The organism is Exiguobacterium sp. R-39 (assembly GCF_049942815.1).
Classification (GTDB): domain Bacteria; phylum Bacillota; class Bacilli; order Exiguobacteriales; family Exiguobacteriaceae; genus Exiguobacterium_A.
In genome coordinates, this window is the sequence record NZ_CP187965.1 from 376342 (window position 1) to 398393 (window position 22052).

A 22052-nucleotide genomic window follows, 5' to 3' on the forward strand; every position below is an offset into this window, starting at 1 on the left:
AAGATATCGCTCCCTTTGTAATTCTTTATTCACGAAATCGGTTTCGGTGAAACGGTATTTTTTTGTTTTCTTCATGTAACACCCGGGAAATAAATACCTGAGGAGGTGTACAGGAATGCAATCATTGACCGGACTTCGCCTGTTAAATTTAATCAGCTTTTTATTTGTCCTTTTAGCACGTGTCGTCTGGTATGAACCGCCGACGGGAGAGCCTCTTGCCATCGTGCCGGCATCGTTTACGGATGCGGTGTTTGGTGTTGTCTATACGACTTTGCTGATTTGGTGTATCCGGCCTGTCCAAGCGTACCCGGCTGACCGGACATTAATTTTTGATATCAGCGGCTGGTTTATATTGACGATGCTCGGATACGGAGCGAGTAGTATCGTCGGTCCTCCATGGGAACTTGTATTGACAACGATTTCGTTTATCAGTTTATGTATCATCTATATGAAAGTACAACATCATCCGAACCGTTCCCCGTGGATGCGTTCTCCTTTTTCCGTTTTTCTTGCCTGGTCGAGTATCCAGATATTAATTTTACCATTTCGTATTCTGCGTGATTTCCGGTTTGAAGATTTGTTTGGGCTGACGACATCCGAGTGGGTGACCGTCATGTTAATTTTATTTGCCTGCGGCATCGTATTTTTTATTTTCGTGCATACTGACTGGGTATTTGGTCTTGTCATGATTTGGTATTATGTCGGTCTGTTCTTTAATGGACGTTTAACGGACTTTCAACAAGGCGTGACAGTCATGAGCGTCATAGCAGTCCTGGTGGCGGTAGTTCTTGTCTTTCGGAAACGGGACCGGTTGTTTGCGCAAGAAAAAAGACCGGTTTCTTAAGAAAGCGGCAGTTGGTGTCATTGCTTTTGGTTTTTTTGGGTATATCCCTTATAGAAGTATAAAAGGGGGAAATGACCAATGGGGAAAAAGCAGTTGATCGGAACATATGATAATGAGACGGATTTGATTCGTCAGATTGAAGACTTACACTTTGCCGGATATCTGGAAGAAGACTTATACATCGTCCTGCAAGATAAAACCGATATGGCGATGTTACGCGGCCAATCGGCAGCACAGCTTGTTTCAGGGAAACGGACGTTATTCGAACGATTTACTGGAAAGCCGGTAACGGAAGAAGAAACCCGTGAAGCCTTCCAATCGTTAGGGCTGCCGGAAGGCGACATGGAACGACATGTGACAAGCGTCAAACACGGGGCTTATGTTCTGTTGGCGGATGAAGAAGGGGCAAGACGTCCTAAACCAGAACCCCAAAGTATTTTAGAGAGTGAACCGGAAGGCATTGAGGCTGAGCGGAAGCTTGACCATGAAAACCGGGCACTTGAGAACGAAAACGACCGGATGTTGTAACCGTGCTAGAGTGGAAAGGGTGAACGACGATGGATAGCCATTATCACACGATTTTAGTAGCAGTCGACGGCTCCAAAACAGCAGACTTAGCTTTTGAAAAAGCCGTTCAGTTCGCGAAACTCGATCAAGCAAAACTCGTCATCACACATGTCATCGATATTCAAACCTTTGCGAATGTCCGTGCGAACCAGCGCTTCATCGATCAAAATGTCACGGAGTACGCCCAGGAACTCCTTGATAAATATCAAAAACGGGCGGTCGAGGAAGGCGTAGCGGAAGTTGAACTGGTCATCGAAAGCGGATCACCGAAAACATTAATCCCGAAAGTCATCGCACCGCGTGTCGGGGCAGGGCTGATTGTCTGTGGCGCTGTCGGAATGAATGCAATGGAACGAATCATGATCGGGAGTGTCTCTGAAAACATTACCCGTTATGCGAAGTGTGATATCTATATCGTTCGCCCGAAAACACTCAAGTGAATACCACACAAACAGGCTGTTTCGATGAAGAATCGAAGCAGCCTGTTTGATGTTCAGTGATGTTTTTAAGTTAATAAATAATAAAAAATGCCTAAGATGATCAAAATGACCGGCAACAAGACTAGATACATCCAGGACATGTTTTTGGCTGTCTGGCTGTTGCTGTACGTTTCTTCGTTCCGACTCTGTCCGACCATTACTGTAAAAATAAGTCCAAGTACACAGATTACTAAAGCAATCCAAAATAAGACGGTCATGTTTAGCCCTCCTTCAGTAAGATAAATCCTCTCTCCCATCATAACGAAAATTGGATTTACATGTCAGGATAATTGTGACAGTTTGGAGTTGACGCCATCTGGTTTAGGGGCTAAACTACTGATATGAGTTTAGGGGGTAAACTAATCATGAAAGAAAATCTGCGGGATGCCGTTCAATTATTTGAAGAGGTGATGATTCACGGGACAGAACGTGTCCTGAAATCAGTTGATTCACCGGTTTGGCGTCTCTATTCACCAGAACAACTCCATTTGCTGAAGCTGGTCGATAAATATGGACCGATTGCTTCCGGACGGATTGCCGTCATCCAAGGAGTTCATAAAAGTGCGATTTCCAATCGTCTGAAAAAGTTAAATGAACACGGCCTGGTCGAAGTCGAACGTTCGGAAGATGATCACCGGACAAAACGGATTGTTTTGACGGAAGCCGGGAAAGAAGTCGTCGAAGCGTCGGACCAAGCGATTTACAGTTATTTGGAACAATTGATTGATGGCAAGGTCGACGATGATGAGATCAAACAGTTCATCGAGACGTTCCGGAAAGTCAAAGCTATTTTAAAGATTGAAGATTAATTCAGAAAAACAGACACAGAAGAGGTGGAACGGGAATGCGACAAATCGTCAAATGGCGTTGGCCGATCGTAATCGTCTTGTTGCTTGCGACAGTCGGATTATTTTTAGCGGCACCAAACTTATCGAAACAAGCAGAAGATGCGGGTGCCATTCAGCTCGCGAGTGATACGGATTCACAACGGGCAGCGGATATTTTAAAAGCAGCCGGTGCAAGTGAAGAAACGATTTCGCTGGTCATTCCGCTAAAGGAAGCCGTCACGAAAGAAGACCGGATGGAAATCGGTCAAATCGTTAAAGATTTAGAGAAACTGGATAAACCAGTGACTGGAGTCCTGAATCCGTTTGAGAGTAAGGAAACGGAAGGACAACTGATTTCAAAAGACAAAAAAACAGTCCTCGTTCCGATTACCGTTGATGGTTCACAGGAAGAAATCACGGCACTCGCTGAAGATATCCGAAGTGATCTCTTACCGGATGACCGGACGATCTATCTGACGGGTGAATCACTCATCAATGCCGATGTGAACAAAAGCTCACAAGAAGGGTTAAAACGAACGGAATTAATCACAGTCGGTCTGATTTTTGGACTGTTGTTAATTGTTTTCCGTTCGATTGTCACACCATTCGTTCCATTATTTGCGGTGGGTGTCACGTATTTAATGAGTCAATCATTTGTCGCCTTTTTCGTTGATTGGTTCGGATTCCCCGTCTCGAACTTCACGCAGATTTTCCTTGTGGCGATTCTCTTTGGGATCGGGACGGATTACTGTATCCTGCTTCTGAGCCGGTACAAAGAAGAGTTGACTGCCGGACATGATGTCGAGACAGCCATCGTCAACACCTATAAAACAGCGGGACGGACTCTTCTCATCAGTGGTCTTGCCGTCCTCGTCGGCTTCTCGGCAATCGGGTTCGCTGATTTCCCGATCTTTAAATCGTCGGTCGCCGTTGCGGTCGGAATCGCAGTCTTGTTACTGGTTCTCTTTACACTGGTTCCGTTTTTCATGGCGACGTTAAAAGAGAAATTGTTCTGGCCGTCAAAAAATGCGGCGAGTCATCAAGACAGTCGTTTGTGGGCCCGGTACGGTGGATTATCGATTCGTCGTCCATTGCTTGCGATGGCAATCGTCGCTGTGGTGACGATCCCGACCCTGTTCACGTATGATGACGATCTATCGTTCAACACCGTCGATGAGATTGGTGCAAAATATGAAACGGTCAAAGGATTAAATGCCATTTCAGACGGCTTTGGTGCGGGTGAGTCGTTGCCGGTCAATATTATCCTGAAGGACGACCAAAACATCGTGACTGAAAAAACGGTTCCTTATGCAGAACAGTTGAGCCGCGAACTGGTCAAACTGGATGGCGTCAAAACTGTCCGGTCCATCTCACGTCCGACGGGTGATGTCATTGACGATTTATATGTCGATCAACAACTTAAACAAGTTGCATCTGGTCTGACGGATGCAAAAGATGGACTCGGTGAAGTCGGTCAGGGTCTTCAGACTGTAGAAGACAACTTACAGACTATCAGTGGTCAGCTTCCGGCCGGAGATCAAGCGTCGGCAGGAGCAGCACAGCTGCAGCAGGCCGCAGACGGTCTCGGTCAAATCAATCAACAGTTAACGCTTGTTGGTCAAGGGTTACAATCTGCGGAAAACATTCCGCAAACTGTCGGGACATTGACAGCGTTATCCGGTCAATTGATCCAAATTCAAACGGGGATCGCACAAGCGGCAACCGGGATTGAAACACAAGGTGCACAAGCCGGTCAACTCGGTACCGGATTAACCCAACTGGCGGATGGTGTCGGATCTGCCAATGCAGGGCTTGGTAAAATCGAAGACGGATTAACGGAAGCTGCCGATTTCCTGAAAGAGATGGGGAACGCCAAAACGATTCGCGGTACCGGGATGTTCATTCCAAAAGATACCTTAGCGAGTAAAGACTTCGAACCTGTCATTGACCGTTATACGATTGATGATCAAACCGGTCTGAAATTCGAAGTCATCCTGAATGATGATCCGTATTCACCGGAAGCGATCGAAACGGTCGCTGCCATCAAGAAAACGACAGCGAGCACACTGAAAGCTACACCGCTTGAACAGGCACAAGTTGCTTACGGCGGTATCTCAAGCATCAACAGTGATTTAAATGATACGTCAAAAGCCGATTTTTCACGGACGGTCGTCATCATGATCATCAGCTTGTTCATCGTCCTTGCGATCATGTTCCGTTCATTGATCATGCCGCTGTTTATGATCGGTTCGCTCCTGTTGACGTACTATACGTCGGTATCGATTGCTGAACTGATCTTCGTCAACGGTCTTGGTTATGACGGCATCAGCTGGGCCGTTCCGTTCTTCGGATTCGTTATGCTCGTCGCTCTTGGTATCGATTACTCGATCTTCCTGCTCGACCGGTTCCGCGAAGAAACGATCAATGGACTCGAGACGAATGAAGCGATGTATATTTCGATGAAGAAAATGGGATCTGTCATCATCACGGCGGCCATCATCCTTGCCGGAACGTTTGGTGCGATGATGCCGTCGGGTGTCCTGAGTCTGGTTCAGATTGCAACAATCGTTATCACGGGTCTGCTCCTGTACGGATTGATTGTCTTACCGCTCCTGATTCCAGCGATCACGGTATCGTTCGGACCGGGTGTCTGGTGGCCGTTCCGTCAAAAGCAAAATAAGAAGTAAGTCGATTCGACTGGTCCATTCGGAAATCATCCGGATGGACTTTTTCGTTATACTACAAACAGGAGGCGATGAAAATGCAACAGTTTAAACAATTAACGGACCGGATCTGGTATCAAACGCCGGTCAGTGAAACGGATCGGCCGATCGTTGCCGTCATTACGGGAGACGACCGGAGTATTGTAATTGATGCCGGAAACTCAAGTCAGCACGCGATACTCTTTTTGGACGAGATGGAGAAACAGGGGCTAGGACGACCGGATCTCGTCGCATTGACGCATTGGCACTGGGATCATATTTTCGGCATAAAACAGATGGCGGTACCAACGATCGCGACGAACCGGACAGTGGAAGAAATGCAGAAAATGCTGGACTACGAATGGACGGATGAGGCACTGGAAGAACGGATCCGTCAAGGCATTGAAATTCCGTTTTGTGCGGATGCCATCAAACTGGAGTTCGGGAAGGATCGGGAGATCGAAGTCATCTTGCCGACGATTCGTTTCACGGGAGAACTTGGAATCGACCTCGGGGGCGTGACGTGTCTGTTACGGCAAGTCGAGAATGACCACTCACCAGGGAGTGCTCTTGTCTATATTCCGGAAGAACGGGTTTTATTTTTAGGAGATGCCATGTATGCGGATATTTTCTCCGACAAGTGGAATTATACGGTCAATCAAACAACTCGGTTGTTAGATACGATTGCTGAATACGAGGCGGATTATTATGTCTGGTCTCACGGCGGAGCGATGGCAAAAGACGCGTTTGAGCAAGAGGTACACGTCTTACGCCAAATCATCGAAGTGACAAAACAAGCAGAAGGACATGTATCGGAGATGCGCCGGCTGTATCGTGATCTGGTCGGACGGGACTTGACGACAGACGAAGAAGAAACACTCGTATTTTTTGCGAATGGTGCAAAAAAATAATTAAAACAGCAGGTCCTTAACCGTTCATTCGAGAATTCCTATAAGTATAAGATGGAAAAAATCGGATTTTAGCAAAGGGGTTCTCGTAATGGATCGTAAGTCTGAAGATCGGAATGAAACGGCCAATCGTGTATTTTTTGGAACAGCTAACATTTTCACGATCCTTGTAGTGATTGGCTTTGCCTTATATCTGCTGTATCAATTTTTTGTGAAATGACTGATCACCCTGTAGCTCAGGGTGATTTTTTTCGTTTTAGGGGAGTGCAAGCGAACCAGATATTGGGTAATCCTTAACTGAGGGTACAAAGAAAACTCACTTAAAAGGAGGCACTTCAACTATGAAACGCATCCAGATTGCCGACTTTGATCGTCGAATGCCACCACTTGAACTGCGAGAGATGGATGACTATTACGAAGCGGTATTGGTATCAAACTATGATGAATTGTATCCTTCGACCCAAGTACGGACGATACAGTTGGCAGATATTTATGTCAATCTTGTGATGACTTCTGAAGGGGCGCATCTCGTATCCGCGCTCTTTTTAAAACCGGTCGAAGTACCGGATATCGTCGCCTGGATGCAACTCTATACGATAGGTTTTGCGACAGCGGATACAACAGGTTACTACGTGGAACAAGCAGATGAAATTTTAGAAATCGTCTTATATCAAGGAAATCCGATTGTCATTGCGACGAGAGGAACCGATCGATTGTACTATGAGACGGAAGGAGCGATTGAGATGCGGCGGGAATCAAGCGAAGTGATAGGGAAAAAACCGTTGTTGTATTTGAATGGGGAAGCCTGGTTTGAGGTTCCTCATCTTGAATTCAACTCGAATCAGGATGAGGTTCATATCAATGGAACCTTTTTATTTGCAGACTATATGGATACGTATCAGGGACGGGTCGGATTTTTCCGGAAAACGGATTCGAATCTGCCGATTGTCTTACTGGTCGGTAAAGCCATTATCGAAATGGAACTGACAGAAAATCCGGATGGAAGCCGTATCCTTGTCATTGAGCAGCCATACGATGAAGCTTAATTTTCCCGTGAGGATACCGTGGATTTTTTCTGAGAAAAGTTAAAAGGACGAATCTTTAGCTAATCATGAAATCCCTTACAAAATATGCGAGAATAGGAATAGAGACAAAAATGGAAGGGATGCGGGACGAACATGGTGAAAGAGATGCCACGAAATTCTAAGTGGATGCGTTCCTACAATCGGGCACTGGTATTACGTTTGATTCGGATGCATCAACCGATTTCACGGGTCGAACTGGCACAACAAACAAAACTGACGAAACCGACCGTTTCGAATATCGTCGGAGAATTGATTTCGGATCAACTCGTGACAGAGCGTGAACTCGGTGTCTCAAACGGAGGACGAAAGCCAATTTTGCTTGAACTCGTGGCGAAAGAACAATATGTCATCGGGATTGATGCGACAAGTCACCGTTTCATCGGAGTCATCGCGGATTTAAGCGGAAATACGATTCACGAAGTGGAAACGATGGGGAAATTTGATACAAACGAAGAATTAATGGAGGCCGTCGTTCTGTTGTGTGAGGAACTGATTGAGGCAACGGAGCAGGTCGGAACGATTCACGGCATCGGCATATCCGTTCACGGGATGGTCAATCCGGAGACCGGAGTGATTCTGTTTGCTCCTCGTTTTCATCTCCACGATGTCGCCTTAAAGGAACATTTGGAGCAGCATTTTGCGTACCCGGTCTTCATCGAAAACGATGTCCGGGCTCTCGCTTCCTTCGAATTGTTATTCGGAGAAGGTGTCGGAGTCGATCAATTTTTCTATCTGTATGCCGGAGAAGGGATCGGGGGCGCGTATGTCCTGGACGGGAAACTGATTGACGGCGAAAATCACATTACAGGTGAGGTCGGGCATATGCGGCTTGATTTGGACGGTCCGATTTGTTCCTGCGGGAATCGGGGATGTCTCGAAGCGTTGGCTGGGGAAAAAGCGCTGTTGCGTGATTTTGAAGCCATTGACCCGCAAGTCAAAACACTGACGGAACTGAGAAAACGTCTGACGGACGGGGATCCGTATGCGAAAGCCGCGTACCACCGGGCCGGCGAATACATCGGAATCGGTGTCCTGAATACGATTCATCTGATCAATCCGAAACGTATTTTACTCGGGGGCCCGATGTTCGAACTGGCACCATCAATCGTCGATCAAATTAAAGAACGGGTCGAGCACACGGCTTTGACGACCGCTTCACGTGAAACCGACGTCAAGATGGTTCCTTGGAGTGAAAAACAAGGGGCGCTCAGCGCGGCTGCTTTGGCGACCAATAGTATTTTCCGAACGATTTAAAATCAGCTTGTTGGATGACGGTGTTGCTTACCGGATTCAACAGGCTTTTTTTGATGGAAATAAACGTTGAAAAAATATTTTTTGAAACCGTTTACAAAACAAATCAGCATGTGCTATAGTTTTCTTAAAGTTAGATAATAAATTTAATTTACTAAGTTTTCATCAACTAGTGGAGGTGGATGCAGACCGGCAGGGACCGGTTAAGCTGAAACAGAAAGAAGGGGGCGTCGCGCAGATGGAAACAGAGGATTTATGGGTTTCCTACCGTGAAGCTTTCGGGCGTTACGGAGCAATCCGTGGCTTTTACGTGAACCGTTTGACAGGAGATATGACGGAACAACAGCCGGGAGATAAGCGGTCTGCAGATCAGGACGGCGTTCTCGTTCGGCCACGACAAGATGGAGTCTTTCAATTTCGAATGTCGTCCGTACAAGGGGTACTGACGATTCGGTCTTCAGAACTTCATCTTCGAAAAAATGAGAACGGATACATCGAATTACGGGTGTTGATGCAACACATGCGCACAGCCGGTTGTTTGACGCTCGGTGGAGAATTTTATCTGTTCGTGACACCGGAAGTGGACACGCTCGACTATCGTCTGCGACTGATTGCACGGGTCTTGATTCAACTCCAACGGATGCCGATTGGCATGGAAGTCATCGAACAATGGTGTCAACACGCAAAGTTTGAAGGGCAACAGCTTAGAAAGTACGCTTGACCACTCACATACAAAGGGGATCACTCACATGAAATTCAAAAAAACAAAAGTTCTCGCAGCTGCATCAGTTCTGACATTATCGGCACTTCTCGCAGCTTGTGGCGGCGAAGATGAAAAACAAGCCACAACCAAAGACGGAAAAACGATCATTTCCTGGTGGGGTTGGGCACCTCAGCCTGAAGCTGGTAAGGAAGTCGTCGATGCCTTCAATAAATCACAAGACAAATACGTCGTCGAATTCAAACGGTACAGTGAAGATTACGAAAAGCAACTTCAAGTCGCGATGTTATCTGGTAAGGGACCAGACATCATCGGCTTAAAAGAACCAATGATTCAACAATACAAAGACCGTGTCGTACCGGTCGATTCTTACATGGATAAAGCAGCCGGCAAAGGATGGAAAGATAAATTCGTTGAGCTCGGAATTGATCAAACGACGATTGACGGCAAACAATATGCAGTTCCAATCGGCTTTACGGGTCAAGCCTACTTGATGTACAACAAAACGATGCTTGATAAATACGGCGTGACGCCACCGAAAAACTACAAAGAAACAGTCGATGCTGTCAAAAAGATCAAAGCGTCCGGTGATAAAGTCATTCCGTTGATGCTCGGAGCAAAAGATGCCTGGATCGATATCGATGTCTACAACGTCTTAAGCCACCAGGTAGCACCGGGTTACATCCAAAAAGTCTTATCTGGCGAAGCGAAATGGACAGACGACGAGATGGTCAAGACAGCGCAAATCTGGCAAGATCTGTTTGAAAAGAAAGTCTTCCAAGAAGGTGCACTCGGACTTGCGACATACAATGACGGGATGAACCAGTTCTTCGATAAAAAAGCAGCGATGTGGGTCATCGGTTCATGGGAAGCGCACTCGATGACGACAGCTGAGAAAAAAGACAAATGGAAAATCAAAGATGAGCTTGGCTTCACACCACTTCCAAACCTTGCAGGTGGAACAGAACAACCAATCATCGCATCAATCGACATGGCGCTTGCCGTCAACAAAGAATCAAAACAACAAGAAGGTGCAGCTGAGTTCGTTGCCTTCATGAGCCAAGGTGAAGGACAGGAAGTCTACATGGGCGAGTTCGAAATGGCACCGGGAATCAAAGAGGTCAAAATTGATTCAGATGCAGCCTTCACATCCGAAGGGGAAAAAGAGTCGTACAAAATGCTGAACGAAACACTTTCTAAAGCTGTAGCAAGCCGTGGTATCCGTGATACAAAACTTAACGATATCCTCGGTAAGGAACTTCAAAACATCGCGACGGGTCAAAATCCGAAAGAAGCACTCCAACGTGTTCAGGATGCAGCCGATCAATCGAAAAAATAAGAACGATACAGTGAAGTGGTGCGCCCTGCGTGCCACTTCCTGATTTTTAAGATCAAGAAAGTGGGGAAATCGTTATGCAGACAGAGCAACAAGAATTGCCGATCAAACCAAAAGCGGAAACGCTGAAACCAGCACCCCGTTCAAACGTTCCGAAAAAGAAAAGAAAAGGCAAAATGAAGCAAAACATGGTCGGTTGGGCGTTCGTCGGACCCATCGTCCTGTTTGTCGTCGCGTTTATTTATTACGGGATTTTCTATAACGCGTATAACTCCTTCTTCTCATGGGACGGGATTTCGTTCGATAAAGTCTTCGTCGGGTTTGAAAACTACGCGGAAATGTTCCGTGATCCGGATTTCTATCTCTCGCTTAAAAACACGTTCATCTTCACGATTTTAACGGTTACGATTCAAGCCTTTATCGGTCTTGTTCTCGCGTACTTCCTGCACACACAGGGACCGTTACGGACTGCCATGAAATCGGTCTTCTTCTTCCCGGTTGTCCTGAGTCCGGTTGTACTCGGTGCCGCGTTCTCACAAATTTATGACTTCCAATTCGGTTACATCAACGAATTTCTCCGGGCAATCGGTCTCGGCAGCTTAGAACAAAACTGGCTGGGTGATCCGGATATCGCGTTGTACTCGGTCATTGCCATCAACATCTTCCAATGGACAGGTTCATCGATGGTCATGTACTACATGGCGATGCTGACAATTGAAAAAGAAATCTTTGAAGCCGCTAAAATCGATGGTGCCGGATTCTTCCGGACGCTTTGGAGTATCGTCTTCCCGAACTTAAAAGGAACGACGTTCACGTTATCGATTCTCGGTGTAATCGGTGGTCTGAAGACGTTTGACCTGGTCTGGATCACGACGGCCGGTGGCCCCGGTTCTTCAACAGAATTCATCTCGACGTACCTGTTCCGTAAATCGATGCTGCAACAAGAAGTCGGTTTTTCAAGTGCCGTTGCCATCATCTTGCTGACAATCGCTTTACTGATTACGTACATCCAGTTACGTGTTCAAAAGAAAATGGATAACTAAGGAGGAACGTCCCATGAATGTAGAATCTAAAAAAAGCCGTTGGGTAATCAACCTCGTCCTGATGCTTGCTTCGATCGTCTGGCTGTTCCCGATCTTTGTCATGTTCAAGGAGAGCTTACGTGTCAACGGATTTGAAAACTATATCGCAACGCTGCAAAACCCGAACTTCCCGACGTTCGTCTTTAACAGTTTCTTCGTCGCCTTCTTCATGATCATCATCTCGATCACGATTCTCGCGTTTGCAGCATTCGCCTTTTCGAAACTCGAATTCGCCGGGAAACGTCTGCTGTTCAACATGGTACTCGCCGGTCTGATGTTACCGGTCGCTTCGATGATTGTGCCACTGTTCTTCACGTTACGTTCGTTTGACGGTCTCAACAACCACTGGGGTTTGATCGGGGCAGAAGTTGCCTTCTTCCTCCCGTTCGGTTTAATGCTGATCAAAGGATATTTTGACGAATTACCAAACGAATTAATGGAAGCCGCGTACATTGACGGCGCAACGATCTTGGAAGTCTTCTTCAAAGTCATGTTGCCGCTCGCGAAACCGGCTCTTGCGACAGCGTTGATCTATGCGTTCCTCAACTCGTGGAATGAGTATTTGATGGTCCTGACGTTCATGACGGATCCGGCTTATCAAACGGTCACGATGGCACCAAGTTTCTTCAAAGATGCACTCGGCGGTGACCCGGGTAAAATCTATGCGTCACTCGTCTTAATCAGTTTACCGACAATGGTCTTCTATATCTTCTTCCAACGTTTCTTCCAAAAAGGAATGACGGCAGGTGCAGTAAAATAATTTGTTTTCAGTCAGGAGGAGCACAATGTATTTAGGCGTCGATTATTACCCGGAACAAACTCCACGTGCGTTATGGGAGGAAGATTTCCGTTTGATGAAAGAACTTGGTGTCAACGTCGTGCGGTTGGCGGAATTTGCCTGGACGATGATGGAGCCGGAAGAAGGAGTTTACGACTTCCGGTTTTGGGACGATATCATCGAACGCTTAAGTGCCGCCGATTTTGATATCGTACTCGGGACACCGACGGCGACACCGCCGGCATGGATGTGCCACAAGTATCCGGAGATTCTTCCGGCAGACGAGCATGGCGTGACAATCAGCTTCGGAGCCCGTCGTCACTACACGGTTCATAGTGAAACATATCAAAAGTTTTCGGTTGCCATTACGACTGAAATGGCGAAACGGTACGGGAAACATCCGCGTGTGATCGGTTGGCAGACGGACAACGAATACGGTCATGAAAAATCAGATCGTTCTTACAGCGACATCGACCGGGCTGCATTCCAGCTGTGGCTGAAAAACCGCTACGAGACGCTTGACGCGTTAAATGAAACATGGGGAACCGTCTTCTGGAGTCAGACCTATACGGCATGGGAGCAAATCCCGGTGCCGCGGAAAGTCTACCAGGAACATAATCCGTCGTTACTCGTCGACTTTGACCGCTTCTGTGCCGACGGGTATAACCATTACAACAAACTCCAAGTCGATGCACTCCGGGAACATATTCATCCGGACGCCTTCATTACACATAACCTCGTTTACAGTGATATGGCCGTCAATCAACAGCAGATGGCACAGGATCTCGATTATGTCGCCTTTGATAACTATCCGGTCTGGGGTGGTTTGCCGGAACCGAACCGTTTCGAGAAGATGGCCAGCGATCATGACCTTTGCCGCTCCTCAAAACAAGGGAAAAGTTTTTGGGTGATGGAACAGCTCAGTGGAGCGCAAGGCTGGAGCAAAATCGGTTACTTGCCGCGTCCCGGTCATATCCGGTTGTGGACGTATCAGGCTGTCGCGCGCGGCGCCGAAGCGATCGTCTATTTCCGCTTCCGGGCTGCTTTGTTCGGGACGGAAGAGTTTTGCCACGGTATCATCGATCACGATGGAAAACCGAAACGCAAATTCAACGAAGTCAAACAGATCATGACCGAACTCAATACGTTTGGTGACGAGATCAATGCGAGCAGCTATCAAGCGGAAGTCGGCGTCTATTTTGATCAGGAAAATGTCTGGGCCTGGACACATCAGCCGCACAGCGATGCGTTTGATTTCCGGACCGAGTTCGTCCGGTTCTACGGCGGTGCCGTCCGTCGTCAAGCGTCGACGGATATCGTATTCCCGGGTGACAAACTGGATCAATACAAATTAATCATCGTTCCGCTGTATTTCCTGACGAACCCGACATTTGACCAAGCACTGATTGATTACATGGAGCAGGGCGGACACGTCATCTTCACGTACCGGACCGGCGTCAAGGACCCGCATAACAATGTCTTGCCGTTAACGTTACCAGGGAAATTCGCACCGTATGCAGGAATCGAAATCGATGAGTACGAATCGTTGCAGGCTGTACAGGAAAACCGGATTGAAGGCATCGGAGCATTCGCCGGACAAGGTTCACCGGCCCGAATCTGGTGTGACTTGATTACACCGACGTCAGCTGAACCGCTTGCTGTCTACCGGGATACGTTTTATGACGGGGTCGCTGCCGTGACACGTAACGAATACAAAGGAACAATTACCTACATCGGCGCATCGATTGATGATGCGATGATCGATACGATTTACCGGCAAGCGTTTCTCGATGCCGGCGTTCAGACGTTTGAAGCGCCGGATCAAGTCGAAGTCGTCCGCCGTCACGGGGAGACACGTGATTTCCTCTTCCTGATGAACCATGATACGAAAGCAAGCCGGGACGTTGTGCTCGATGCTGCCTATAAAGAGTTGAATACGAACGAGACATATAGTGGAACAGTGACACTCGCCCCGCTCGAGACGCTGATTCTGACAACGTAAGGAGGAGAACGACCATGGCCATTCTTGAACTGCCGAATCAGCGGTTCGTCCTCGAAGGACAACACGTCGCGCATGTCGTGACGATCGGACAGCACGGTAAAGTGTTGCATACGTATTTTGGAGCACGTCTGCCGTATCCATCCGACTATGAAGCATTGCCGAATCCGGTTCTTGCGCACAGCTCATTTGAATCACCGGATGGTGTCGCGGTCTACGACTTCATTCCGTTTGGTGAGATGGTCTACACGGAGCCGACTTTAAAATCAGAACGGGAGGACGGACAACGAATCAGTCAGTTCGCTTTTGAACGCGCCGAGCAATCCGGCAGTGGATTGACGTTATGGTTGTTTGATTCGTTACAAGAACTCCGGGTCGGCATCAAATACGACCTGTACGAAGCGTACGATATGATCGGACGGTCGCTCGTGATTGAAAATACCGGAACACAACCGGTCCGGTTGACGACAGCCCAATCCTTTGCGATGGGAATTCTGCAACGACCGAACTTGAACGTGCACCACTTCGCGGGGACATGGACCGGCGAATTCCAAAAACAGGTGACACCACTAACGCCGGGACGTAAGACGATTGACAGCCGGCGGGGTGTGACAAGTCATCAGGCGAATCCCTGGTTTGCACTTGAACAAGGGGCGACCGAATCAACCGGGGAAGTCATTTACGGACATTTTGCCTATTCCGGTAACTGGTCGATGCACTTCGAGCAGGATGCCTTTGGATTCGTTCAAGTATCCGGCGGGATGAATGAGTTTGATTTCAGTTGGAAACTCGAAGCCGGTCAACAGCTCGTGACACCGGACTTTTATATCGGGTATGCGGCAGACGGCTTTTCCGGGATGAGTGCCCGGGCGCATGATTTCCAGCGTGACATCATCATGCCGGAATCGGACCGGAACAAGGTCCGGCCCGTCCTCTACAATTCCTGGGAAGCGACCTATTTTGACGTGACGGAACACGGACAACGGGCGCTCGTCGACCAGGCTGCTGCGATTGGTTGTGAACTGTTCGTCGTCGATGACGGCTGGTTCGGTGAACGAAACTCTGATCAGGCCGGTCTCGGTGACTGGGTCGTGAATCCGGAAAAATTTCCGGACGGTTTAACCCCGTTGATCGAGTACGTGAAACAACAAAACATGCAGTTTGGTCTATGGGTCGAACCGGAAATGGTGAATCCAGATTCAAACCTTTACCGGACGCATCCCGATTGGATTTACCATAGTCCCGGTGCACACCGGACGACATCACGCAATCAGTTTGTTCTGAACCTTGGTTTACCGCAAGTCGAACAATTTGTGTTTGAGATGATGGATGAGTTGCTTGAGACACACGCGATTGATTACATCAAATGGGACATGAACCGTGCTTTTTCAGAACCGGGCGTTCCGGAAGCAACACCAGCAGCACAACAGGAATTATGGAAGCGTCATGTTGATGCCTTGTACCGGATCTTTGACGAGTTGCGGACACGTCACCCGGAAGTGGATTTTGAAGCCTGTGCCGGAGGCGGCGGAAGAATTGATCTTGGAATTCTCAAACGGACGGAACAGGTCTGGACGAGTGATAACACGGATCCACTGGACCGGTTGACGATCCAACATGATTTCTCGTTTGCCTATAATGCGAAGATGATGAGTTGTTGGGTGACGGATGGTCCGAACTGGCTGAACGGCCGGAACTTACCGCTTGCGACACGTTTCGTCTCATCGATGCAAGGAACACTTGGCATCGGCGGCAACTTAAGCGAATGGACAGCGGAAGAGTTAACGGAAGCAACCGAGTGGATTGCGACGTATAAAACAATTCGGGAAACCGTTCAATTCGGACGTCAGTACAGGTTGTCGGCAGACCGCATGGCGGCTTCCCTCATGCAATATACGTCAAACGATCAAACGGTTGTCCTGGCAGTAGCGCCGATGCGTCAGCACGGCTCAAACCAGTACCACTTCCGTCTGAACGGACTTGAGAAGACAGGTTTGTATCAGGTCGACGGGCGTCAGCTCAGCGGGGCCTACTTGATGCAACAAGGATTGACGATTACTTATACGACAGATTATGAAGCCCGTTGTCTACACATTCAGCCGGTTCACCGCAGCCTTCCTACATCAGAGTCAAAGGAGCCGATCGCATGACAGACCAGACATTAGAACAGATTTTTGAACAACAATTCGGTCAACCGTCGACCCACCGCTTTTTTGCACCGGGTCGTATTAACTTGATCGGAGAACATACAGACTACAATGGTGGACATGTCTTTCCGTGTGCTTTGACGCTTGGAACGCATGCGGTTGCCCGCAAGCGCGATGATGCGGTCTTCCGGTTTTATTCGCTGAACTTTGAAGCTGACGGCATCATCGAAGTCGCAGGGGATGACTTGACACATCAATCTGCCGATGGCTGGGCCAACTATGCCAAGGGCATGATTCATGTCTTACGGGAAGCCGGTTACCGGATTGATACAGGGTGCGACATTTTAATCAAAGGTGATATCCCGAACGGGGCCGGACTGTCTTCGTCCGCTTCTCTTGAACTGGTAATCGGTGTCTTGCTCGACAAACTGTACAATCTGAATGTCGACCGGATTGAACTTGTCAAATACGGTCAACAGGTTGAAAATCACTACATCGGTGTCAACAGCGGCATCATGGACCAATTTGCCATCGGGATGGGCAAAGCGGGATACGGACTCTTACTTGACTGTGAGACACTTGACTATACGTATGCACCACTCGATTTATCCGGTTATACGATCATCATCATGAATACGAATAAGCGCCGTGAGCTGGCCGATTCGAAATACAACGAACGCCGCTCGGAATGTGAAGCAGCACTGACCTATCTGCAACAGTACCGTCCGTATGCATCACTCGGTCAATGGTCGATGGATGAATTCGAAACGATTTCTTTTGAAGATGAACGATTGCAACGACGGGCACGTCACGCGATTTCTGAAAACGAGCGGACGTTGCAGGCGCTCGATGCTCTAAAAGAAGAGAGACTCGAAGCATTCGGTCAACTGATGAATGCCTCACACCGTTCGTTGCGGGTGGATTACGAAGTGACGGGGAAAGAGCTGGATACATTGGTCGAAGCGGCGTGGGCGCAACCGGGAGTCCTTGGTGCCCGAATGACGGGTGCCGGTTTTGGCGGTTGTGCGATTGCCATCGTCGAAGACGAAACGGTCGAGACATTCATGACGGAAGTCGGTCAAGCGTACGAGACGACAATCGGTTATCCGGCATCGTTCTATACGGCAACTGTTGGTGATGGAGCACGAGAAGTCGAACAGGAGGTCATTTAAATGGCAGTACTCGTAGTAGGTGGAGCAGGTTATATCGGATCACATGCAGTCTATCAACTGGTGGATGCCGGTCAGGACGTCGTCGTGGTCGATCATTTAAAGTCGGGTCACCGTGAAGCCGTTCATCCGAAAGCCCGTTTTTACGAAGGGGATATCCGGGATCGTGCCTTCCTTGACACCGTGTTTGAGACGGAAACAATCGATCAGGTCGTTCATTTTGCAGCCTTCTCGTTAGTCGGGGAATCGATGGAGCATCCGCTCGCTTATTTCGACAACAACGTCTACGGCACACAAGTGTTGCTTGAAGCGATGATGGCGCATGATGTGAAGCAGATTGTCTTCTCATCAACCGCGGCCACATACGGCGAGCAGGAACAGATGCCGATTCTCGAGACGGCAACGACGAACCCGACAAACGCCTACGGTGAAACGAAACTGATGATGGAGAAGATGATGCGTTGGTGTGAAACCGCGTACGGTCTCCAGTATGTGGCGCTCCGTTACTTTAACGTCGCCGGCGCACGTGCAACAGGTGAAATCGGAGAAGATCACACACCGGAAACCCATTTGGTTCCGCTCGTCCTCGAAGTCGCCAACGGTCAACGGCCGATGATTTCGATTTACGGCGATGATTATGCGACGGAAGACGGCACGTGTATTCGCGACTATATCCATGTTGAGGATTTAATCGATGCCCATCTGCTTGCGCTGGAGTATCTAAAACAGGGCAACACGAGTGATGTCTTTAATCTCGGTTCAAGCCGCGGCTTTTCGGTCCGGGAAATCATCGAAGCTGCCCGCCGCGTGACGGGACATGCGATTCCGGAACAAGTCGTCGCACGACGTGCCGGAGATCCGAGTACATTGATTGCCGGATCCGATAAAGCCAAAACGATCTTAGGCTGGACACCAAGCCGGACGGAAATCGACACCATCATTCAAGATGCATGGCGTTGGCACGAACAGCGTCCGCAAGGTTACAAAACACCTGTACGGTAAAGAGAGAGTTAGGAGAGTGAAGGCGATGAATGAACTCATCAAACAATTAATAGAGCAGGCGGTCCGTCAACGGTTGATTGAAACGGAAGACACGGTATATGCCCGAAACCGGCTTTTATCCTTGCTCGGGGAAGCTGCATATGTGGATCCGGGAACAGTCGGCACGCGTCCGATTCCTGATCTTTTGGACGAGATGATTGAACACCAGATCACGGCCGGAAAGCTGGCACCGCGTCTCGACGAAAAAGAACGGCTGGCGGCAGAATTGATGGATGTGTTCGTCGATCGCCCGTCTCAGATTACTTCGACTTTCCGTCAGTTGTACGCTGAAAATCCGCAACAGGCGACTGACTATTTTTATCAGCTTAGTCAAGCGAATAATTACATCCAGACGAAACGCATCGCCAAAAACATCCAGTATCAAGCGGACACGGTCTATGGTGAAATCGACATTACGATCAACCTGTCGAAACCGGAAAAAGATCCCCGTGAAATCGCGGCAGCACAAACGGAGGTCGTCGAATCGACCTATCCGACCTGTCTCTTGTGTGTCGAAAACGTTGGATATGCCGGACGGAGTAATCATCCGGCCCGTGCCAATCACCGGATTGTGCCGCTGTCACTCAGCGGTGAACCTTGGGCATTACAATATTCACCGTACGTCTATTACAACGAACACAGTATCATCTTGTCGCAGGAGCACCGGGACATGGTCATTAACCGTCAAGCCTTTGCGCGGTTGCTTGAATTCGTCGCCCAGTTCCCGCATTATTTTGCCGGATCCAATGCAGACCTGCCGATCGTCGGTGGATCGATTTTGACGCATGATCATTATCAGGGCGGACGGTATGAATTTGCGATGGATCGGGCGAAGACGCTCCAAGAGTTCGTCTTACCGGATCATCCGGATGTGGCCGGTGAAACATTACACTGGCCGTTGACGGTCGTTCGGTTGAGCAGCATCGATGCTGACGCATTACTCGATGCGGCGGACGACGTCTACCGGACGTGGCTGACGTACGAAGATGCCGATCATCAGATTCTCGCGGCAACAAATGGTGTCCGTCACAACACGGTGACACCGATTGCCCGGATGCGAGGCGAACGGTTTGAACTGGATCTCGTCTTACGAAACAACCGGACATCGACGGATCATCCGGACGGAATTTTCCATACCCATGCCGATATTCACCATATCAAACGCGAAAACATCGGTTTGATTGAAGTGATGGGACTCGCCGTTTTACCGGCCCGTCTGTTAGGTGAACTCGAGGAAGTCGAACAATTTGTGACAGGAACAGCCGCTTCGACGGCTCCTTCCCACCAAACATGGGCAACCGAATTGAAAGCAGCATACAACGGGCAAGACGTGACGGACTATGTCCGCCAAGCGGTCGCGGCCAAATTTGTCCGCGGTCTTGAAGACTGTGGTGTCTTTAAACAAACGCCGGGCGGGCAGGCGGGACTTGACCGCTTCCTTGAAACGGTCAGCCGCCAAGTGGCAGGTGATCGACGATGACGAAGCAGACACAATTAATTCAGGAAACGAATCTCATTCGTCATACGCTGACGCAACCGGGAATCGAAGTCGAGATTTGGAATTATGGCGGCATCATCAACGATATCCGTGTTGCGGATCGGGACGGCCGGATCGAGAGTGTCGTCCTGGGTTTTGATACGTTAAAGGAATACCAGGATTATTCCCCGTACTTCGGGGCAATTGTCGGACGGGTTGCCGGACGCATCGGACAAGCGCAAATGGAAGTGGAAGGAACCGTCTATCCGCTCGCAGTAAACGATGGAACGCATCATCTGCACGGAGGAATCAAAGGGTTTGATCAAACATTTTTTGACATCGTCGAAGCCACAACGGACCGGCTTCACCTCCGGTTGTTCAGTCCGGACGGAACGGAAGGGTACCCCGGGAACGTCACGCTCGATGCCATCTATCAGCTGGACGGTCTCGCCTTGACGCTGACGATGCACGCGACGACGGATCAGACGACACCGTTGAATCTGACGAATCATACGTACTGGAACCTGTCCGGAAACTTGAAACGGGATATCCTTGATCATCACTTGACGATCCCGAGTAAAACGTATTTACCTGTTGGAGAAGATTTGTTGCCGACCGGTGAGTTGCGGGACGTGAAGGGGACTCCCCTTGATTTTCGAACGGGACGGCAGATTCGAAGCGGTGCGGAATCCGATCATCCGGAAACGGTAGCCGCGGGACATGGATATGATCATCCGTTTCTCTTATCGGGACAGCCGATTCGCTTGGAAGACATGTCAAATGGCCGTTATGTAGAAGTGACGACGAATCAACCGGTCGTCATCCTCTATACGGGGACGCAACTCGAGACGGATTATGAGATCCGCGGTGTCGGTGCTCGTCCTTCGCTCGGTCTGTGTCTCGAAACGCAAGTTCATCCGAATGCGGTGAACGAACCAAACTTCCCGGACATTTTGGTTGAACCGGATCAGACGTACCACTGGGAAACGACGTACCGGTTTGGTGTAAATTCGGTATAAAAAAAGAGAACGGATTCGATTGATGTCGAGTTCGTTCTCTTTTGCTATGTTAGTGCGGTTGAGAAGAGGAAGTCTGTTCGATTGCGAGCAGTTGTCGTTTCATGTTCAGACCACCCCAATAGCCCGTCAGATCCCCTTTTTTTCCGATGATTCGATGACAGGGGACGACGATCAGGACACGATTTTTACTGATGGCGGTTCCGACGGCGCGTGTCGCACCCGGTCGATAAATCCGTTGGGCGATATCTGAATAAGTCACCGTCACACCGTATGGAATATGGCATAAGGCCTGCCAGACTTCCAACTGAAAGGGCGTGCCGATCAAATGAAGCGGGAGAGAAAACCGGGTGCGTGTTCCGTCTAAGTATTCGATGAGTTGTTCCTGGTACGGTTGCATGATCTGCGGATGCTCAATCAGTTTGGCCCGGGGTAACTGTTTTCGGGCCCAGTCGCTTAATAAGTCCCGGGGTTCGTTCAATGCCCCGACATAACACAGGCCATCCGTTGTTGCCGCGATTGGAAACGATGTTTCGTTCCAGCGTAACGTCGTGAAGTATAAGTCCATCATCGTACCTCCTTCAACCAAAAGATTCGCGCAAGAAACCGGTCACCCCTTCTCC

The 22052-nt window shown here is 48.8% G+C and carries 21 protein-coding genes; 19 read left to right on the forward strand and 2 right to left on the reverse strand.

The genetic code is table 11. The annotated features are described in order from the left end of the window. Positions 1 to 115 precede the first annotated feature (115 nt). From ACP26N_RS02040 to ACP26N_RS02050, 3 genes are all read left to right on the forward strand, one after another. The gene (locus ACP26N_RS02040; RefSeq protein WP_214855591.1) at positions 116 to 844 is read left to right on the forward strand and encodes a hypothetical protein; all 729 of its coding nucleotides are present in this window, start codon (positions 116 to 118) and stop codon (positions 842 to 844) included. Positions 845 to 922: 78 nt separating this feature from the next. Further along, positions 923 to 1372, forward strand: a complete 450-nt coding sequence (locus tag ACP26N_RS02045; protein WP_131503369.1) for a general stress protein — start codon at positions 923 to 925, stop codon at positions 1370 to 1372. Positions 1373 to 1401: 29 nt separating this feature from the next. Continuing rightward, positions 1402 to 1851 carry a universal stress protein gene (locus tag ACP26N_RS02050; RefSeq protein WP_114597045.1) on the forward strand — a complete coding sequence of 150 codons (450 nt, stop codon included), beginning with the start codon at positions 1402 to 1404 and terminating at the stop codon, positions 1849 to 1851. Positions 1852 to 1916: 65 nt separating this feature from the next. Here ACP26N_RS02050 and ACP26N_RS02055 read toward each other — a convergent pair whose 3' ends face one another. Beyond that, positions 1917 to 2108, reverse strand: coding sequence for a hypothetical protein (locus tag ACP26N_RS02055; RefSeq protein WP_012369273.1), 192 nt, complete (start codon positions 2106 to 2108; stop codon positions 1917 to 1919). Positions 2109 to 2255: 147 nt separating this feature from the next. On the opposite strand from ACP26N_RS02055, the gene ACP26N_RS02060 reads away from it, so the two are divergent. From ACP26N_RS02060 to ACP26N_RS02135, 16 genes are all read left to right on the forward strand, one after another. Continuing rightward, positions 2256 to 2699, forward strand: coding sequence for a MarR family winged helix-turn-helix transcriptional regulator (locus ACP26N_RS02060; RefSeq protein WP_426354631.1), 444 nt, complete (start codon positions 2256 to 2258; stop codon positions 2697 to 2699). A gap of 35 nt (positions 2700 to 2734) precedes the next feature. Then, entirely contained in the window at positions 2735 to 5404 is a 2670-nt protein-coding gene (locus tag ACP26N_RS02065) for an MMPL family transporter (protein WP_426354632.1), read from the forward strand. Positions 5405 to 5478: 74 nt separating this feature from the next. After that, positions 5479 to 6330: an MBL fold metallo-hydrolase gene (locus ACP26N_RS02070; protein ID WP_426354633.1), complete on the forward strand. Its 852-nt coding sequence runs from the start codon at positions 5479 to 5481 to the stop codon at positions 6328 to 6330. An 88-nt stretch (positions 6331 to 6418) separates the two neighbouring features. Then, complete coding sequence (locus ACP26N_RS02075) at positions 6419 to 6547, forward strand: hypothetical protein (protein WP_426354634.1); 129 nt, start codon at positions 6419 to 6421, stop codon at positions 6545 to 6547. A 121-nt stretch (positions 6548 to 6668) separates the two neighbouring features. Next, positions 6669 to 7373, forward strand: coding sequence for a hypothetical protein (locus ACP26N_RS02080; RefSeq protein ID WP_426354635.1), 705 nt, complete (start codon positions 6669 to 6671; stop codon positions 7371 to 7373). Positions 7374 to 7505: 132 nt separating this feature from the next. Further along, positions 7506 to 8666, forward strand: coding sequence for an ROK family transcriptional regulator (locus ACP26N_RS02085; RefSeq protein WP_131973329.1), 1161 nt, complete (start codon positions 7506 to 7508; stop codon positions 8664 to 8666). Between the two features lie 235 nt (positions 8667 to 8901). Further along, on the forward strand, positions 8902 to 9384 hold the full coding sequence (locus tag ACP26N_RS02090; protein ID WP_131503375.1) for a hypothetical protein: 483 nt from the start codon (positions 8902 to 8904) through the stop codon (positions 9382 to 9384). A 28-nt stretch (positions 9385 to 9412) separates the two neighbouring features. Beyond that, complete coding sequence (locus ACP26N_RS02095) at positions 9413 to 10723, forward strand: ABC transporter substrate-binding protein (RefSeq protein WP_131503376.1); 1311 nt, start codon at positions 9413 to 9415, stop codon at positions 10721 to 10723. A gap of 74 nt (positions 10724 to 10797) precedes the next feature. Further along, entirely contained in the window at positions 10798 to 11763 is a 966-nt protein-coding gene (locus tag ACP26N_RS02100) for a carbohydrate ABC transporter permease (RefSeq protein WP_114597049.1), read from the forward strand. Between the two features lie 13 nt (positions 11764 to 11776). Further along, complete coding sequence (locus tag ACP26N_RS02105; RefSeq protein ID WP_026829378.1) at positions 11777 to 12562, forward strand: carbohydrate ABC transporter permease; 786 nt, start codon at positions 11777 to 11779, stop codon at positions 12560 to 12562. 25 nt (positions 12563 to 12587) lie between these two features. Further along, positions 12588 to 14582 carry a beta-galactosidase gene (locus ACP26N_RS02110; protein ID WP_426354637.1) on the forward strand — a complete coding sequence of 665 codons (1995 nt, stop codon included), beginning with the start codon at positions 12588 to 12590 and terminating at the stop codon, positions 14580 to 14582. 14 nt (positions 14583 to 14596) lie between these two features. Beyond that, positions 14597 to 16729 (forward strand): alpha-galactosidase, encoded by a 2133-nt coding sequence (locus ACP26N_RS02115; RefSeq protein ID WP_426354638.1) that lies wholly within the window; start codon positions 14597 to 14599, stop codon positions 16727 to 16729. Further along, a complete protein-coding gene (locus tag ACP26N_RS02120; RefSeq protein ID WP_131503379.1) occupies positions 16726 to 17898 on the forward strand; it encodes a galactokinase in 1173 nt (390 codons plus the stop codon). Before ACP26N_RS02115 ends, ACP26N_RS02120 begins: the two co-directional genes overlap by 4 nt. Next, complete coding sequence (gene galE / locus ACP26N_RS02125) at positions 17899 to 18897, forward strand: UDP-glucose 4-epimerase GalE (protein WP_114597053.1); 999 nt, start codon at positions 17899 to 17901, stop codon at positions 18895 to 18897. 25 nt (positions 18898 to 18922) lie between these two features. Further along, positions 18923 to 20416 carry a UDP-glucose--hexose-1-phosphate uridylyltransferase gene (locus ACP26N_RS02130; protein WP_426354640.1) on the forward strand — a complete coding sequence of 498 codons (1494 nt, stop codon included), beginning with the start codon at positions 18923 to 18925 and terminating at the stop codon, positions 20414 to 20416. Next, positions 20413 to 21432 (forward strand): aldose epimerase family protein, encoded by a 1020-nt coding sequence (locus ACP26N_RS02135; RefSeq protein ID WP_426354641.1) that lies wholly within the window; start codon positions 20413 to 20415, stop codon positions 21430 to 21432. The genes ACP26N_RS02130 and ACP26N_RS02135 overlap by 4 nt, the downstream gene beginning before the upstream one ends. 49 nt (positions 21433 to 21481) lie before the next feature. Here ACP26N_RS02135 and ACP26N_RS02140 read toward each other — a convergent pair whose 3' ends face one another. Next, complete coding sequence (locus tag ACP26N_RS02140) at positions 21482 to 21997, reverse strand: methylated-DNA--[protein]-cysteine S-methyltransferase (RefSeq protein ID WP_426354643.1); 516 nt, start codon at positions 21995 to 21997, stop codon at positions 21482 to 21484. Positions 21998 to 22052 lie beyond the last annotated feature (55 nt).

Excerpts from the sequence above, each read along its gene's own strand:
- ACP26N_RS02040 (WP_214855591.1), top strand. The coding sequence starts at position 116 with ATGCAATCATTGACCGGACTTCGCCTGTTAAATTTAATCAGCTTTTTA.
- ACP26N_RS02045 (WP_131503369.1), top strand. The coding sequence starts at position 923 with ATGGGGAAAAAGCAGTTGATCGGAACATATGATAATGAGACGGATTTG.
- ACP26N_RS02050 (WP_114597045.1), top strand. The coding sequence starts at position 1,402 with ATGGATAGCCATTATCACACGATTTTAGTAGCAGTCGACGGCTCCAAA.
- ACP26N_RS02055 (WP_012369273.1), bottom strand. The coding sequence starts at position 2,108 with ATGACCGTCTTATTTTGGATTGCTTTAGTAATCTGTGTACTTGGACTT.
- ACP26N_RS02060 (WP_426354631.1), top strand. The coding sequence starts at position 2,256 with ATGAAAGAAAATCTGCGGGATGCCGTTCAATTATTTGAAGAGGTGATG.
- ACP26N_RS02065 (WP_426354632.1), top strand. The coding sequence starts at position 2,735 with ATGCGACAAATCGTCAAATGGCGTTGGCCGATCGTAATCGTCTTGTTG.
- ACP26N_RS02070 (WP_426354633.1), top strand. The coding sequence starts at position 5,479 with ATGCAACAGTTTAAACAATTAACGGACCGGATCTGGTATCAAACGCCG.
- ACP26N_RS02075 (WP_426354634.1), top strand. The coding sequence starts at position 6,419 with ATGGATCGTAAGTCTGAAGATCGGAATGAAACGGCCAATCGTGTATTT.
- ACP26N_RS02080 (WP_426354635.1), top strand. The coding sequence starts at position 6,669 with ATGAAACGCATCCAGATTGCCGACTTTGATCGTCGAATGCCACCACTT.
- ACP26N_RS02085 (WP_131973329.1), top strand. The coding sequence starts at position 7,506 with ATGGTGAAAGAGATGCCACGAAATTCTAAGTGGATGCGTTCCTACAAT.
- ACP26N_RS02090 (WP_131503375.1), top strand. The coding sequence starts at position 8,902 with ATGGAAACAGAGGATTTATGGGTTTCCTACCGTGAAGCTTTCGGGCGT.
- ACP26N_RS02095 (WP_131503376.1), top strand. The coding sequence starts at position 9,413 with ATGAAATTCAAAAAAACAAAAGTTCTCGCAGCTGCATCAGTTCTGACA.
- ACP26N_RS02100 (WP_114597049.1), top strand. The coding sequence starts at position 10,798 with ATGCAGACAGAGCAACAAGAATTGCCGATCAAACCAAAAGCGGAAACG.
- ACP26N_RS02105 (WP_026829378.1), top strand. The coding sequence starts at position 11,777 with ATGAATGTAGAATCTAAAAAAAGCCGTTGGGTAATCAACCTCGTCCTG.
- ACP26N_RS02110 (WP_426354637.1), top strand. The coding sequence starts at position 12,588 with ATGTATTTAGGCGTCGATTATTACCCGGAACAAACTCCACGTGCGTTA.
- ACP26N_RS02115 (WP_426354638.1), top strand. The coding sequence starts at position 14,597 with ATGGCCATTCTTGAACTGCCGAATCAGCGGTTCGTCCTCGAAGGACAA.
- ACP26N_RS02120 (WP_131503379.1), top strand. The coding sequence starts at position 16,726 with ATGACAGACCAGACATTAGAACAGATTTTTGAACAACAATTCGGTCAA.
- galE (WP_114597053.1), top strand. The coding sequence starts at position 17,899 with ATGGCAGTACTCGTAGTAGGTGGAGCAGGTTATATCGGATCACATGCA.
- ACP26N_RS02130 (WP_426354640.1), top strand. The coding sequence starts at position 18,923 with ATGAATGAACTCATCAAACAATTAATAGAGCAGGCGGTCCGTCAACGG.
- ACP26N_RS02135 (WP_426354641.1), top strand. The coding sequence starts at position 20,413 with ATGACGAAGCAGACACAATTAATTCAGGAAACGAATCTCATTCGTCAT.
- ACP26N_RS02140 (WP_426354643.1), bottom strand. The coding sequence starts at position 21,997 with ATGGACTTATACTTCACGACGTTACGCTGGAACGAAACATCGTTTCCA.